This is a genomic window from Prevotella sp. HMSC077E09 (genome assembly GCF_001814685.1).
Classification (GTDB): domain Bacteria; phylum Bacteroidota; class Bacteroidia; order Bacteroidales; family Bacteroidaceae; genus Prevotella; species Prevotella oris.
Map to the genome: position 1 here is coordinate 14,755 of NZ_KV817576.1, position 15,047 is coordinate 29,801.

The 15,047-nt window shown below is 44.1% G+C and carries 15 protein-coding genes; 8 read left to right on the plus strand and 7 right to left on the minus strand.

Annotated features, from left to right (window positions below; all coding sequences use genetic code 11):
* Positions 1–10: 10 nt before the first annotated feature.
* Genes HMPREF2983_RS09240 through HMPREF2983_RS09250 form a run of 3 tightly spaced genes read right to left on the minus strand, consistent with a single transcriptional unit; the run spans position 11 to position 3,153 of the window.
* Complete coding sequence (locus tag HMPREF2983_RS09240; protein ID WP_070667844.1) at positions 11–1,273, minus strand: MBL fold metallo-hydrolase RNA specificity domain-containing protein; 1,263 nt, start codon at positions 1,271–1,273, stop codon at positions 11–13.
* A gap of 9 nt (positions 1,274–1,282) precedes the next feature.
* On the minus strand, positions 1,283–2,245 hold the full coding sequence (locus HMPREF2983_RS09245; RefSeq protein WP_070667845.1) for a hypothetical protein: 963 nt from the start codon (positions 2,243–2,245) through the stop codon (positions 1,283–1,285).
* Entirely contained in the window at positions 2,242–3,153 is a 912-nt protein-coding gene (locus tag HMPREF2983_RS09250; RefSeq protein ID WP_070667846.1) for a helix-turn-helix transcriptional regulator, read from the minus strand. The genes HMPREF2983_RS09245 and HMPREF2983_RS09250 overlap by 4 nt, the downstream gene beginning before the upstream one ends.
* 206 nt (positions 3,154–3,359) lie before the next feature.
* Here HMPREF2983_RS09250 and HMPREF2983_RS09255 point away from each other — a divergent pair, with 206 nt between their 5' ends.
* The 8 genes from HMPREF2983_RS09255 (at position 3,360) to HMPREF2983_RS09290 (ending at position 10,448) form a co-directional block, all read left to right on the plus strand.
* Positions 3,360–3,875: a hypothetical protein gene (locus HMPREF2983_RS09255; protein ID WP_070667847.1), complete on the plus strand. Its 516-nt coding sequence runs from the start codon at positions 3,360–3,362 to the stop codon at positions 3,873–3,875.
* A gap of 405 nt (positions 3,876–4,280) precedes the next feature.
* A complete protein-coding gene (locus tag HMPREF2983_RS14030; protein ID WP_070667848.1) occupies positions 4,281–4,466 on the plus strand; it encodes a hypothetical protein in 186 nt (61 codons plus the stop codon).
* 334 nt (positions 4,467–4,800) lie between these two features.
* Positions 4,801–6,678: a DEAD/DEAH box helicase gene (locus tag HMPREF2983_RS09265; protein WP_004373230.1), complete on the plus strand. Its 1,878-nt coding sequence runs from the start codon at positions 4,801–4,803 to the stop codon at positions 6,676–6,678.
* 129 nt (positions 6,679–6,807) lie between these two features.
* Positions 6,808–7,932, plus strand: a complete 1,125-nt coding sequence (locus HMPREF2983_RS09270; RefSeq protein ID WP_004377892.1) for a TlpA disulfide reductase family protein — start codon at positions 6,808–6,810, stop codon at positions 7,930–7,932.
* 274 nt (positions 7,933–8,206) lie between these two features.
* Entirely contained in the window at positions 8,207–8,794 is a 588-nt protein-coding gene (locus tag HMPREF2983_RS09275; protein ID WP_070667849.1) for a superoxide dismutase, read from the plus strand.
* A 347-nt stretch (positions 8,795–9,141) separates the two neighbouring features.
* On the plus strand, positions 9,142–9,585 hold the full coding sequence (locus HMPREF2983_RS09280; RefSeq protein ID WP_004377894.1) for a hypothetical protein: 444 nt from the start codon (positions 9,142–9,144) through the stop codon (positions 9,583–9,585).
* 1 nt (position 9,586) lies between these two features.
* Positions 9,587–10,075: an RNA polymerase sigma factor gene (locus tag HMPREF2983_RS09285; RefSeq protein WP_070667850.1), complete on the plus strand. Its 489-nt coding sequence runs from the start codon at positions 9,587–9,589 to the stop codon at positions 10,073–10,075.
* Positions 10,068–10,448, plus strand: coding sequence for a PTS cellobiose transporter subunit IIC (locus tag HMPREF2983_RS09290; RefSeq protein WP_070667851.1), 381 nt, complete (start codon positions 10,068–10,070; stop codon positions 10,446–10,448). Before HMPREF2983_RS09285 ends, HMPREF2983_RS09290 begins: the two co-directional genes overlap by 8 nt.
* A 580-nt stretch (positions 10,449–11,028) precedes the next feature.
* Here the strand turns inward: HMPREF2983_RS09290 and HMPREF2983_RS09295 are convergent.
* The 4 genes from HMPREF2983_RS09295 to HMPREF2983_RS09310 form a co-directional block, all read right to left on the minus strand.
* The gene (locus tag HMPREF2983_RS09295) at positions 11,029–11,787 is read right to left on the minus strand and encodes a succinate dehydrogenase/fumarate reductase iron-sulfur subunit (protein ID WP_004373246.1); all 759 of its coding nucleotides are present in this window, start codon (positions 11,785–11,787) and stop codon (positions 11,029–11,031) included.
* A gap of 47 nt (positions 11,788–11,834) precedes the next feature.
* The gene (locus HMPREF2983_RS09300; RefSeq protein ID WP_070667852.1) at positions 11,835–12,188 is read right to left on the minus strand and encodes a four helix bundle protein; all 354 of its coding nucleotides are present in this window, start codon (positions 12,186–12,188) and stop codon (positions 11,835–11,837) included.
* 114 nt (positions 12,189–12,302) lie between these two features.
* The gene (locus HMPREF2983_RS09305; protein ID WP_004373250.1) at positions 12,303–14,285 is read right to left on the minus strand and encodes a fumarate reductase/succinate dehydrogenase flavoprotein subunit; all 1,983 of its coding nucleotides are present in this window, start codon (positions 14,283–14,285) and stop codon (positions 12,303–12,305) included.
* 34 nt (positions 14,286–14,319) lie between these two features.
* Positions 14,320–15,024 carry a succinate dehydrogenase/fumarate reductase cytochrome b subunit gene (locus HMPREF2983_RS09310; protein WP_070667853.1) on the minus strand — a complete coding sequence of 235 codons (705 nt, stop codon included), beginning with the start codon at positions 15,022–15,024 and terminating at the stop codon, positions 14,320–14,322.
* Positions 15,025–15,047: the final 23 nt, after the last annotated feature.

Here is a 15,047-nt window from a genome sequence, read left to right on the forward strand (position 1 = left end):
TTCGTCGAACTCACGTTAGTTTAGCACCTGCCTCTTTATGAATGCAGATAACCTTCTTTGGTTTGATAGTTTCTATAACTTTCTTTATTGTTGTTTTGTCCGCATGACCAGAGGTGTGAATGTCCACAACATTGTGGAACAGTTCACGAAACTCCTTGTATTTCGGGTTGGCTTTCACTTGTTCAGGAATCTTGTAATATCCATCCCAAGATGAGAATATCAACAAGGTCTCCTCCTGCGGAAGTTTATCGATAAGGCCTTTGACTCTATCTATTTGTGATGTTCCAACAATCATGGTAAAGCCTCTGCGCTTCAACTTGCCGTAAAGTCTTTCACTATAGAACAGAGGGTCAAAGGAAAACAAACCTCGCGAGCGTTTTGATTCCCTTTCCGTAAAGAGTTCCATCGTTCTTTTCATGAACAAGGACCAGATGCACAAAGGCTTCTGTGCGCTTATTGCTGCTCCTTTTATTGCTGCCAGTCGTTCTATATCTGTAGCTGATGCCAAGACAAAGACGTATTTGAATGCCTGCATCACGCTTGCCATCTTCCTTGACACCTCACGTTCATGGATACATCTGCCCTCACGCTTCAGCATCGTACCTTCAGTGATTAGTATGTCGATATTTGTGGCATATTTCTTCAGTGTCGGGAAAAGTCCTTTGCCCAGATAGCCGTGCTCACGATAGTCTCCTGTGTGCCAGATGCGTTTGCCATCAGCCTCTATAAGAAACATGTAGGAATCATAAATACTATGGCAATTGTAGAACGGAGTAACCTTTATGTCACCTATGGTGATGGAGACAGGAGCCTCCTTTGCTTCTGCTCGCACCCATGTTTTAAATTCTTTTACTGCATCTATATGAGCAACTGCAGATACATGTTTCATTTCAAACATGATTTTCTTGTGAGAATCAAGTATCGGCTGCTGGCTGTATTGTTCTTTCTCTTTTATAATGGCTTCTTCGAGTATCCTGTACTTAATCAGTAGCAATTCTTTGCTTCCTTCTCCAATATACTGATCAATAGGGATATACCAGAACAAGCCGACATGATCTTCGTGGGCATGGGTGTAGAACACAGCTTCGTGTTCTTTCATATTTTTATCAATAATATCAATGACCATACTAAAGTCTTGCTCTGAAGTTGTTGATTCACCACAACCTGGAAGATTCTGCCCAAAATCGATGAAGACCCTGGATGTATTTGTCCATATTTCAGTGATGCAACCACCTATTTGGTTGAGACCTCTGTGTATCATGATATTTGCCATATTTTTACTCTATTTGTCGTATGGATATGAGTGTATTATATTGTAATTATCAAAATCCAAGATGTCTTGAATATTAATGTTTGGTAATGTCGCAGAAGAGAATAGGAATATTGGCTTGAAGTCTTTGTCGTTCTCCGTTAGTGTAAAATAATCTCCCCCTTCAATAACAGACTTTGAGATTTTCTTACAATTCCATCTCTTATCTTTAAACAGGTAACCACTCATTGTTTGTTCTGGAGTAGAAGTCCCTGCTTCCGCTTTGTTGTTAATCGTAATGAAATAGAATTCGGGATGGTTAGTAAATTCGTTGGTGCTTATTTCCGTAAGATTATATGGTACATCTACACCGATTTCTTGTAGTGACTTAACTATGCTTACTATTTCATCTTTTAAGTCTATGTACCTATTTTCTTTATGAAAAGCATAGAAATCCCTGACATGGGTGCGTATTCCAGACTTTCCTCCAATAGCTTTTTCCCCATATTTTAGTTCAATAAGCGCAACTCTATATGGTGCAGTCTTGGAGATAGCGATAATATCAAATCTCCAATCTTCTGCAGTATTCTTTCCTCTTAAAGATTTTGTAAATTCTACGTCAATACAAAACCATCCAGATGAAGGGTTGCTATTATTGTCGATAAAGAGTCGTTCCTGCGCCTGTTTCTCCTTTTTATCTCTACGATCACTTTTCTCCTTAATATTATTATAAAGTGAAACATATTCTTCGTCAGATAAACTACGTGTTTTTTTATCAGTATAATAAGATGCAAGTAGGGCTTTAGAGGGCTGCCCAACTCTAATCTTTGCAATACTATCGCAATTGTAGTAGAGATTTATATACCCATCTCTTATTCCGATGATGATTTCATTTTTATGCTTCTGATAGATTTCGGTATAAAACTTAGTGCTTTTGAAAGCTTCACAGAATGCTTTAGTTATCGCTGTTCCTCTGAATGAATCTCTGTTTTTCATATTTGATAGTTTAAATAACGGTTTATGGTTTTTAAAAGTCGTTTGAGAACTTCTTTTTTAAGGATATCTGGTTTGAGCACCTCTACCTTTTCGCCCATTGACAATATCTTTGTGGCTAGTTCTGACGTTAGACAAAGCCAATACTGGAAGTCACTATACTCCCTATCACTGGTCTTGATTTCCTCTTGAGAGGAATGAAGTGGAAGCGAGCGTATATATTCAACATGCACTCCGTATACTCGCAGAACAACTTTCTGAGGCTTCAGGTCTTCATTCACAAAGATGCCAACCGTATTGGCATAGTATTCCTCTGCGTCAAAATCCTTTGGCACCACAAAGGATTTATCCGTCAGTTCCATTTCGACCGTTCGGTCAAGAGCAACGTTACGGAGGCCTTCGTACTCGTTCAGATAGCCTACAATGTACCACCTTTGGTTATAGACCTTCATAGCATAAGGTTGAAGATGGTAGGTTGCACGCTGCCCGTCGAAAGGCTGATAGACTATCTGCAATTCTTTTCCTCGCTGCATAGCATCAATGACCGTCTGGAGGTATTCTGTCCCATGAGGGATGTCCTCAAACAGAATCCTGTCTTTCATATTGCGACCAGCCTCAATCATATTGGATATGGTGAAGGAGTTGAGCAACCACTGGCGGGTTCTGTCACTTCGTAACTCATTCGGTGATGAGATGTAATATTCGTATGTAGCGGAATCGCATTTCACCTCAACCCCAAATAATTCCGCTATTGCCTCCCTGTGTACATGAAATGTACGCAGAGCAAGGGGCTTCCCATCGCCAAGATAACTGTCCTTCCATCGATAGCTTATCTCTTCAAAGGTAAGCCGTCGCTGTTGCAGCAACGTGTTAAGAAGCCAGATGTATCGGTTGAATGTCTTGCTGATCATCTTTATTTCATTCCTTATTCGTATTATATAGTATGATGAGTAGTGGAACTTTGTCCGTAGACTACAATGCAAAGATAATCATCGTATCTGCAATATCACTGCATACCTCTTGAAAATTTTATAAAACGTATTGTTTTTTTATTCTATGCAGCACTTTTGCATACTCTGATGATAATTTTATATCCAAATTCTAAAATAGATAAGTTATGACAAAGAAAAGAAAACAGAATCGCAAGAATGAGCTTTCTAAGAAGGGAGCCGTTGAGTCTATGAGATTTCAAACACACATTGGACTCAAACAAATAGGGTGTAAGGATACCGATATGTTCCATAGGCTTGCAGATGTAGAAATAAATGTTATTGCAGAGTTAGATCTCACCGATGATATTTTGGGCATTAAAAATTTTGTAGAAAGTGTAAGAAGAGAGCTGAATGTAGAGCCAACACCTGAAAAGGGCGACTTCTGTACCAGCATAGTGGCAATAGCCCTCGGAATCTCCCAAATACCTGTACTGGATGATATGAAGATGCCTGTTGTGAACTGGCCAGACCAAATCAACAAGAAGATTCTGACACTTTATTATCCAGAGGAATCTCGAAACGCAGTGGCTGAATGGGCAAAAGCTAACGACTATAATACTACAACCTACCTTGGACGACCTGTGGTCAAATTCAAACAGTTATTTATAATCATAGAAAGAACACGCATGTGGACAGAATAGCTAAAAAAGGGCTGGGCGAATGCTCGCCTTCATTTCCAGCGATGGTTGAGCCAGAGATTATTCTTGACGACGAGATACCTCTTCCATATTAACAATCTCGAAGAGGTATTATTGGCTGTCGTCAATGAGTTATATGATGCTAACACCAATGTAGTCGTAGCTTGTGCGGTGCTGGGAGTCAAATTCAGATATAATACATCTCCCAGAAGTATATTGAAGCATTAAAGTATTAGAAGTGGCAGATGACCTAATAGCATTTTTTTCACGACTAAACGAAGATACTTTTTCTTTTCATGTTTTCATTCCATGTGATAGTCGGATGTTCCTTCTTTGCTTTTCCTTTTCAACCCTTTCATACTCTGAAAAGTTGTTGACTACATTCTGCATCTCCAGTTCCCCTTTGGCATGTTCTTTTTTTGTGAGAAAGGGACAGGACAAAACAGACAAGGTGCAGGCAGCATGTTGCCTGTCTGCGTCAGTATCAAGAAACTCATTGACGGCGCAGGCCTGCTCAAATGTAAACCGTCTGGCAATCGGCTTTTTGGAAAAGTCGATGACGGCTTTCAGAGCCTTACGACATACAGTGTCTAACAGGTCTATTACCTTCAGGAATGCGGATTCAAGGAAAGCAATGACATAATCTTTCTGTGAAAGGATAGCTTCGTGTGCACTTTTATCACTTTGCCTTTTTCTGTAAATGGTTCAACTTTTATGAAACACTGCGTGGCCCTTCCTGCCCCTTCTTTTATACTTTTTTACGTCTTTTCTTTCTTCTTATTCATTGATAATCACTATCTTTGCACCCGACTTTGAGGAAGTTGGAGTTAAGATATAGGTAATCAACTTCCATTTATCCGGAAGGAATTGCGCCCAAATTAAATGGCTGGAAGGGCGTTAGTACCTTCGCATTTAATAAGGAAAAAGATTGAAAACATTTGAAGAATTGGGCGTCAGTGAAGACATTCGCCGCGCCATTGAGGAATTGGGCTTCGAACATCCGATGCCCGTTCAGGAAGAAGTTATCCCCTATTTGTTAGGCAACAAGAATGATGTCATTGCGCTTGCACAGACAGGAACAGGCAAGACTGCAGCCTTCGGACTGCCCCTCTTGCAGAAAGTTGATGCACAGAACCGTGCGACCCAGGCCATTGTTCTTAGCCCGACGCGCGAACTCTGCGTGCAGATTGCTGATGATTTGAAAGACTTCAGCAAGTATATTAACGGCATGAATATCGTTCCTGTATATGGAGGTGCCGACATTCGACCACAGATTCGCACCATAAAACACGGTGTGCAGATTGTTGTTGCAACGCCGGGCAGATTGGTAGACCTTATCAATCGCGGTGTAATGGAACTCAACCAAGTGAACAATGTGGTGCTCGATGAGGCTGACGAAATGCTGAACATGGGCTTTTCTGACAGTATCAACGCCATATTTGAGCAGCTTCCGGACGACCGCAACACCCTACTTTTCTCGGCAACGATGAGCCGTGAGGTGGAGAAAGTGGCCAAAAGCTATCTTCACGACTATAAGGAAATCGTCGTAGGAAGCCGTAACGAGGGCGCAGAACACGTGAACCACATCTACTATCTCGTACATTCCAAGGACAAATATCTGGCACTGAAGCGCATCGTTGACTTTCATCCGCGTATTTTTGCCATTATCTTCTGTCGCACAAAGATAGAGACTCAGGAGATTGCCGACAAGCTTATTAAAGACGGTTATAACGCCGAAGCATTGCATGGCGACTTGAGTCAGCAGCAACGTGACCTCACCATGCAGAAGTTTCGCCAACATACGGTGCAGTTGCTTGTAGCTACTGACGTCGCTGCCCGTGGGCTTGACGTGAACGATCTGACTCATGTCATCAACTACGGACTGCCCGATGACATCGAAAGTTATACGCACCGAAGCGGCCGAACAGGGCGTGCGGGCAAGAAAGGAACTTCAATCAGCATCATACATGTCAAGGAAAAGTGGAAAGTCAGACAGATAGAAAAGCAGATTGGCAAGGACTTTATCGACGGAGAACTGCCGAAACCCGAGGAAATCTGCAAGAAACAGCTCTATAAGGTGATGGACGACATCATGAAAACTGACGTTGATGAAGACCAGATTGCACCTTATATGGATGATATCATGCGCCAGTTTGAATACGTAGATAAAGAGGACATTATCAAGAAAATGGTAACCGTTACGTTCGGACGCTTCCTTGATTACTACAAGCATGCACCCGAAATAGAGAAGCCAATGGCTGGAAAAGGCAGCCGAAGCGAGCGTGGTGACCGCTCGATGCGCGGCAAGGTGAGCAGCGGACGACGTCAGCACGTGGCCGAAAGTGGCTATCGCCGACTCTTCATCAATCTTGGAAAGAGTGACGGTTTCTATCCCGGTGAAATCATGCAATACCTCAACAAGCATGTGCATGGACGCCAGGAAGTGGGACATATTGACCTGCTACAGAAATTCTCTTATATCGAAGTGCCCGAGAACGACGCACAGAAAGTGATGAAAGCCCTCAATGGAACAAGCTACAAGGGGCGCGAAGTGCGCTGCAATGATGCCGATGAAGACGGACACGGAAGAGCCGGCAAGCGCGGTGGCCGCAGTGAGAAAAGCAGTCGTGGAGGCCGTCAGAGTCGCAACAACAATGAGCGTCCACAACGCCGTCAGCGTCAACATGAAGAAGAAAACGAAACGGATTGGCGCAGTCTTATTGCCGGGAAAAACATCAAACTCAAAGGAGATGAACCCGACTTCAGCGAAGAAGGTTGGGCAAGAAGACGCCCGAAGAAGAAATAAAAATACTTAAAATAAAGGCCCTGAATGCTTCATTTAGGGCCTTTATTTTATATTTTTGCCAATGTTATGCCTTTGCATCACGCGAATTTGGCATACATCAACGCAATATAATCATTAAAATCAGGGAATATGAACAAGACAATTGTAGGTCTTTCACTGTTGCTTGCCACACAGACAGCTATTGCTGCAGATGGCAATTTCACGGTGAAAGCCGAGCTGAAAAACTTTGGTGACACGGTGGTGGCTATGATTCCACAGGGCAAAACCTATCATCGCGACACCATACTTGTGAAGAACAACAAGTTCACGGCTACGCTCCATGTAGACGAACCGAAGGATATCTATCTTCTTTCCATGGAGACTTTGCACCGTAAGGAGAATAAACAGCTGCGCATTGTGGCTGTTCCCGGAGAGACCTTGGAACTGAAAGGAGACGTCACCACACGCTATGACATTGGCGGAACGAAGTTCTATCAGCAGTACGGTCAGTTCGACCGACAGCTCGAAACGGCCCAGAAAGCACTCAATGATCTTGGAGAAAGGCTTTCACAACGCATCAAGGCAGGCGAAGACCGCTCAAAGGTGATGGATGAATATGAGGCAAAAGCCCCCGCACTTGAAAAGAAAGTGAACGATGCAATCGTTGGTTTCATCAAGCAGCATGCCGATTGGGAAGCCAGTGCTGCTGCGGTTGTGGCTCTTGGAAAAGACGAGATTGAAGAAGGAGTCTCATTACTATCGAACACCGTCAAGAGCGGACGAATGAAGACTTACTATCAAAACATCATCAAAGCCTATAAAGAAGAGGCTGAAGCAGAAGCGAAATCAAAGGCTGCCCAGGCTGCCGGTGTCGTGGCTCCCGACTTCACCTTGAACGACATCAACGGCAAACCACTCTCTCTTTCAAGTCTGAAAGGAAGATATGTATTGCTGGATTTCTGGGGTTCATGGTGCATCTGGTGTATCCGCGGCATGCCGCAAATGAAAGAATACTATAAGAAATACGCCGGAAAGTTCGAGATCTTAGGCATTGACTGCAATGATACTGAAGCCAAATGGAAAGAAGCTGTGAGAAAACATGAACTGCCTTGGCTGCACGTCTATAATCCTAAGGACAGTAAAGTGCTTGCAGAATATGGCGTTCAAGGCTTCCCAACGAAGATACTTATAGGCCCTGACGGTAAGATTGTGAAGACTGTTGTGGGTGAAGATCCCTCATTCTACAAGTTTATCGACGAGATCTTCAAGAAGTAATTCATCCGGATTTCAACCTATAAAGCTTGTAAAAGCTGTTGAAAACATGAGCACAGACCTTGGTTGCACACTTTGCAGCCAAGGTCTGTTGCCGTCTAAAAGATAGTTATTCCAGTCATCCACTCCATGAAACCATGTCTTCATCTATCGCCTGATATGTTTTTTCGATTGGAGAAACGAATGTTTTTCCATAACTTTGCAACAGAAAAGAAATCCACAAAGAATGGATAAAGGGAGGAAATCGATCGTATTTATAAATTAAAAAGACAAAGACATGATGAAAATAGAAATGCCAAAATTGGCTTATGCAACAACGGCCTTGGAGCCTGTTATCAGCGAACAGACTATCAACTTCCACTATGGTAAGCATCTGCAGAACTACGTAAACACGCTCGCTTCGCTTGTGAAAGACACCGAATGGGACGGTAAAAGCGTGGAAGAAATCGTGAAAGGAGCACCCGAAGGCCCGATTTTCAACAATGCAGGGCAGGTGTTAAACCACGCACTCTACTTTGAACAGTTCCGTGCTCCACGCCATAACAACCTGCCTGAAGGCCGAATTCTGAATGCTATCAACGACGCATTTGGCAACTTCGACAATTTCAAAGCACAGTTTACTCAGGCAGCAACGACGCTGTTTGGTTCGGGTTGGGCCTGGCTTTCGCAACAGGCTGACGGCAAACTCGTCATTACCAAGGAGGCAAACGGCAGCAATCCGCTGCGTCACGGCCTTACACCTCTCTACGGACTTGACGTGTGGGAACATGCCTACTACCTTGACTTCCAGAATCGACGTGCTGACCATGTCGCTGCAAGTTGGGACATTGTGGACTGGGAGAAGGTGGAAGAAAGGTTGAAGTAAAGCCTCACCCCCACCCCCTCTCCAAGGAGAGGGGAGCGCTAAAAGCGAGGAAATGGAGGAGGGATTACAGAGCGTTATCAGGAAGAACGATTTTTCTTTTTGCATCGGAAAATAGATTATAAGCATTACATTGTTTTGATTTTTTCCACGAAAACATAGTTACGAAAGTTGATATAGAGGAAGAAGGGGAGCCATTCTGAATGGTTTCCCTTTCTTGTTTTTTATAGATAGCATGAAAAAAAGCGGGAAAAAGTGGAACTGTTCAGTCACTTTTTCATCATGAAAAGCGTTATATCCATGAACCGGTTCAATGAAAACAGAATGTATAACAATTAAAACATAAAACTATGAACAATGTAACTGCAGCTTATCAGATGGTATTTATCATCGCGATTTGCGTCTTGCTGCCTATCACTATGGCCTCTCTTCGTTATAAAAACAAGCAATATGAAACGCGTAAGAAAAGCGATATACTCATGGCAGCCATAGAGAAGAACGCGGATATCAACGTGCAAGACTTCCTCAACAAGTTTAATCCACCACGCAAATCCTTTGAAGAGAAAATGAAAACAATGCTGCATCTCGAACTGCTTTGGGGCGCAATACTCCTCATCGTGGGGCTGCTTTGCATGCTTTGTTTCATTGGATTATGCAGCTTCGAAGGCTTCAACACAGAGTTTATGACGCTTGGAATTATCTTCGGTATCATTCCCATAGGTATTGGAGCAGGCCTGCTCGTAGCCCATTTCAATGGAAAGAAAACATTGGGAAAGAACAAAGCGCAGTCATAAGATGATGACAAGAGACCAATTCGTCAGGCAAATCAGTCAGGAACAAGCGGCATTGCGTCGGTTCCTGACGGCTTTGTGCTGTGGCAACAGCACAACAGCTGACGACATGGCTCAAGACACATTGCTGAAAGCCTACATGCAGTTGTCGCAATATGATGAACGCGGACGGTTTGCTTCGTGGTTGATGAAGATAGCCTACCGCGTATTCATTGACAACCGGCGAAAGCTAAAAAGCCATGCAGAAGAACCGATAGCAAGTGCTAAAATCATTCAAGACGCGCAACAAACCGACAACACCTTTCGCTATCAAGCCCTATACATTGCGTTAGAAGCCCTATCAGAAAAAGCGCGGATAACAATGCTGTTACATTACATGCAAGGCTATCAGGTGAAAGAAATAGCCGAAATAACCGATGCCACAGAGAGTGCCGTCAAGAAGCAACTCTCGCGGGGTCGCGAAGAACTTAAAAAGAGATTGAAAGATGAATGAGGATAAGTTTTTCAAAAATATGTTAGCAGATTATCGTCCACAACTGTCAGATGACAACGCTTTCATGCAGAAACTGCAACGGCAGATGACGCTCATCGACGAGGTGAAAGCCTATCAGCAGGCACAGAAACAGAAGAACAAGCACATTGCCTCCTTTACATTCGCTGTGGGCTTGTTATTGGGTTGCATCGCTACATTAGTCATCTTCACGCTTCCAACGCCTGCAGAGGGGCTTATTTTCGGTGCAAAAACAACGCTGATGACATTCCTGTTACAGAACATTCTGTATATAGGTTTGGCTATCGGTGTTGTCACAATAGGTGTCTCCTGGTGGCTGTCAAAGAGAGCAGAAGCCTGGAGTTTCTGCTTCTGAACATTGAGATTTAGGAATGTGTCGATGCCCGTCAACATTCTTTACAAATGCCCTCGCACAGCTCGCGAATTCAAAAACAGTTTTCCCTCAGCCCGAAATACGCGAGTTTTGAGGGTGTTTTGCAATACATTGACTATCAAACGGTTATCTCATTTACTTGGAATGAATGTGCATTTTGACGTTAAAGCATGTTGTCATTTGCGTCAAATGACTGTGTAAGATGCGTCAAGAGGCGTGGTAATTCCATTCACTTTGTGCGGTCGTTTGGTGCAAATGGCACCGTAAAGTGGCTCAGATTGTAAAACAAGAGGAAAGAAACGAGGGCATCGAAGCCATAAAAGGGCTTCGCAAAAGCATGGGAAACGCGTTTTCATTTCTATTTGGTCGACTCCGGAAGTGTTAAAAACCGCACAACAAACTTTACAAAATCGCTTTTCATCTCAATAAATGTGACACATTACGAAGCTTGAAGTTCAATCTTCAAACCTCGAAGTTGAAAGGGAAAAAAGGAGGGAAATCCAATTGGATTTCCCTCCTTTTATTCTTTATTCCTGCCCCCGAAACCGAGGAAGGAGTAAGTTTAATCACCGAATTTTGCCTTGATAAACTCTCGGTTAAGACGGGCTATATTGGCAATTTTCTCGTTCTTAGGGCATACAGCTTCGCATGCACGGGTGTTCGTGCAGTTACCGAAACCAAGCTCATCCATTCTGGCAACCATCGCCTTGGCACGTCGTGCGGCCTCGGGCTTACCTTGAGGAAGGAGTGCCAACTGGCTCACCTTGGAACTTACAAAGAGCATTGCAGAACCGTTCTTACAAGCAGCTACGCAGGCACCGCAACCGATACAAGTGGCGCAGTCCATAGCTTCGTCTGCATTTTCTTTGCTGATCAGGATTGCATTGGCATCCTGAGCCTGACCTGTGCGGATAGAAGTATAGCCGCCAGCCTGAATGATTTTATCGAATGCGGAGCGGTCAACCATGCAGTCTTTGATAACAGGGAAGCCTGCAGAACGCCAAGGCTCTACGGTGATAACGTCGCCATCATTGAAACGACGCATATAGAGTTGGCAGGTTGTTGCACCGCGCTCGGTCTTTCCATGAGGTGTACCGTTGATATAAAGTGAGCACATACCGCAGATACCCTCACGGCAGTCGTGGTCGAAAACGAATGGTTCCTGACCGTCGTCGATGAGTTCTTCGTTCAGAATATCGAGCATCTCAAGGAACGAGGTGTCGTCAGGGATATTCTTCATCTCGCGTGTATCGAAATGTCCCTGGTCTTGTGGACCATTCTGTTTCCAATACTTTATTGTGAATGATATATTCTTTGCCATGTTCTTATTTTTTAGTTGACAAGTAAACAAGTGGACGAGTTGACGGGTTATTTGCCTAATGATTTTATCAAAGCAGCTAACATCTTGATGATATTTTGCACTTCAATAGTCAACTGTTCTACTTCATCTAAAGAAATATAACCCAAATCCTTCGAAAGGATTAACTGTGTTTCCAACTCACATGCAGAGCCTAATGCTATACTAAGGAAGTTTTCAGTTTCACGCTGATGGAGTCTTCCGTAGCCCTCGGCTATGTTGGAAGGAATTGACACGACAGCTCTGCGCTTTTGAGAAGTCAATCCGAAGATTTCTTCCCGAGGGAACATTTTGGTGGCTTTATAAACCTCCATGACCAGTTCCATAGCCTTTTGCCAGACGGTTAAATCCTTATGAGTCTTCATACTTCAAGTCTTACAACACCATATACTTGCTTGTCTTGTCTGCATTTATAATTTATGTTCTTGGAGAAGGAACAAGCCGACAACTTGTCAACTTGTCCACTATACAACCGTCAACTAATTTTTATAGTTACGTGTTTGTACCTTAATTGCCTCATACTCGAGTGGTTCCTTGATCAATTCAGGAGCCTTGGTATCGTCTCCCTGATATTCCCAGCAGCCCACATAGAAGAAGTGTTCGTCGTCGCGCTTAGCTTCTCCTTCTTCTGTTTGATGCTCCTCACGGAAGTGACCACCGCAACTTTCCTCACGATGAAGCGCATCGTAGGCCACGAGTTCGCCCATCAAGATGAAGTCACGCAAGTGGATAGCCTTGTCAAGCTCAATGTTGAGCCCCTCTTTCTTGCCTGGGATGAAGAGGTTTGAATTGAACTCTTCACGGAGTTCTTTCAGCAACTTCAAACCTGTTTCGAGGCCTTCCTTGGTGCGACCCATACCCACATGCTCCCACATGATATGGCCAAGTTCCTTGTGGATAGAGTCAACAGAACGCTTACCCTTGATGTTCATGAGGCGATCAATCTCTTTCTTCACGCCCTCTTCTGCCTCTACAAACTCAGCACGGTCTGTTGGAACCTTTGGCCAAAGCGCCTGGTCTGCGAGATAATTCTGAATGGTATAAGGCAAAACAAAATAGCCATCGGCCAATCCTTGCATCAAAGCTGACGCACCAAGACGGTTGGCACCGTGGTCAGAGAAGTTACACTCACCGATAGAGAACAGACCGGGAACGGTGGTCATCAACTCATAGTCGACCCAAATACCACCCATTGTATAGTGGATAGCAGGGAAAATCATCATCGGATTATAGTACTTCACACCGTTAATCTCATTGGCAACTTCACCAGGATTAACATCGGTAATCTCTTCATACATATCGAAAAGGTTGCCATAACGCTGAAGAATGGTATCAATGCCGAGGCGATTAATAGACTCAGAGAAGTCGAGGAATACGGCTAAGCCTGTGTTATTGACACCGAAGCCCTTGTCACAACGCTCCTTGGCTGCACGTGAGGCAACGTCACGAGGAACAAGGTTTCCAAAGGCTGGATAACGGCGCTCCAAATAGTAATCGCGGTCTTCTTCAGGAATATCAGAGCCCTTTTTGGTTCCTTCCTGCAATGCCTTGGCATCTTCAAGTTTCTTTGGAACCCAGATACGTCCGTCGTTACGGAGCGACTCAGACATCAATGTCAGCTTAGACTGCTTGTCGCCATGCACCGGAATACAAGTCGGGTGGATCTGAACATAAGAAGGATTTGCCATGTAAGCACCCTTACGATAGCACTGAACGGCAGCTGTGCAGTTGCAGCCCATAGCGTTAGTAGAGAGGAAATAAGTATTTCCATAACCTCCGGTAGCAATCACTACGGCATTGGCTGTGAAGCGTTCAAGCTCACCGGTAATGAGGTTCTTGGCAATGATACCACGTGCATGGCCGTCGACGATAACAACGTCTTCCATTTCATAGCGCGTGAAGAGCTTCACCTTGCCCGCATTGATTTGTGCACTCAATGAAGAGTAAGCACCGAGAAGAAGCTGCTGGCCGGTCTGTCCCTTGGCATAGAAGGTACGGCTTACTTGTGCACCACCGAATGAACGGTTGGCCAACATACCACCATATTCACGTGCGAAAGGCACGCCTTGTGCCACACACTGGTCGATAATATCATTTGAAACCTCTGCCAAACGATAGACATTGGCCTCACGAGCACGGTAGTCACCGCCCTTAACGGTATCGTAGAAGAGGCGGTAAACGGAGTCACCGTCGTTCTGATAGTTCTTTGCTGCATTGATACCTCCCTGCGCAGCAATAGAGTGTGCACGGCGAGGAGAGTCCTGGATACAGAAGTTCAGTACGTTGAAGCCCATCTCCCCAAGAGATGCGGCAGCACTGGCACCGGCCAGACCCGTACCGACAACAATAACATCCAGCTTCAATTTATTCTTTGGATTGACCAAACGCTGATGAGCCTTATAGTTGGTCCACTTTTCAGCTACAGGTCCTTCTGGTATTCTGGAATTTAATGTCTTTGTCATGATTGTTCTAAATTAAAAATTCATATTAGATTGCTTATAACGCAACACAGTGTGATGTAGCACAGCACAGACTTGGTGCACAACCGAAAGCGAATGCAAGTACTACCACAAGGAAAGCGAGCATCAACAGTGTAACGTAAACATTACCGATGATCTTCCAGCGGTTAAACCACACCTTGCCATTGACACCAACGGTCTGCATGGCGCTCCAGAAACCGTGAGAGAGATGGAACCACAGTGCAACAATCCAGATGATGTAAAGCACTACATAGAGTTTGTTCTTGAATATCGCTACAATCAAGCCAAAACCGTCAGTGGGTTCAAGAACCGTTTTCATACCAACGAGCTCTGCAAACATCATGTTATACCAGAAGTTGAAAAGGTGGAGGCCAATCCCCAGCAATACAATGATACCGAGAACAAGCATGTTCTGGCTGGCCCACTCTACCTTGTCAGGCTTTGCCGTAACCTCATAACGATTGGCACCACGGGCACGACGGTTCTGTGCTGTAAGGATAAAAGCGTAGACAATGTGACAAACTGCCAAGGCACCAAGACCTGCCGTCGCCGCAACTGCATACCAGTTGGCACCCAACAGCTCACAAATCATGTTGTAGGCATCTTTAGAAAAGAGTGCAGCAACATTCATACAACAGTGGAATGTCATGAATAGAATCAGTGCTATGCCTGTTACAGACATCACTACCTTTCTACCAATAGATGAATTGATTAACCACATAAATGATTGATTTTTAATTATTT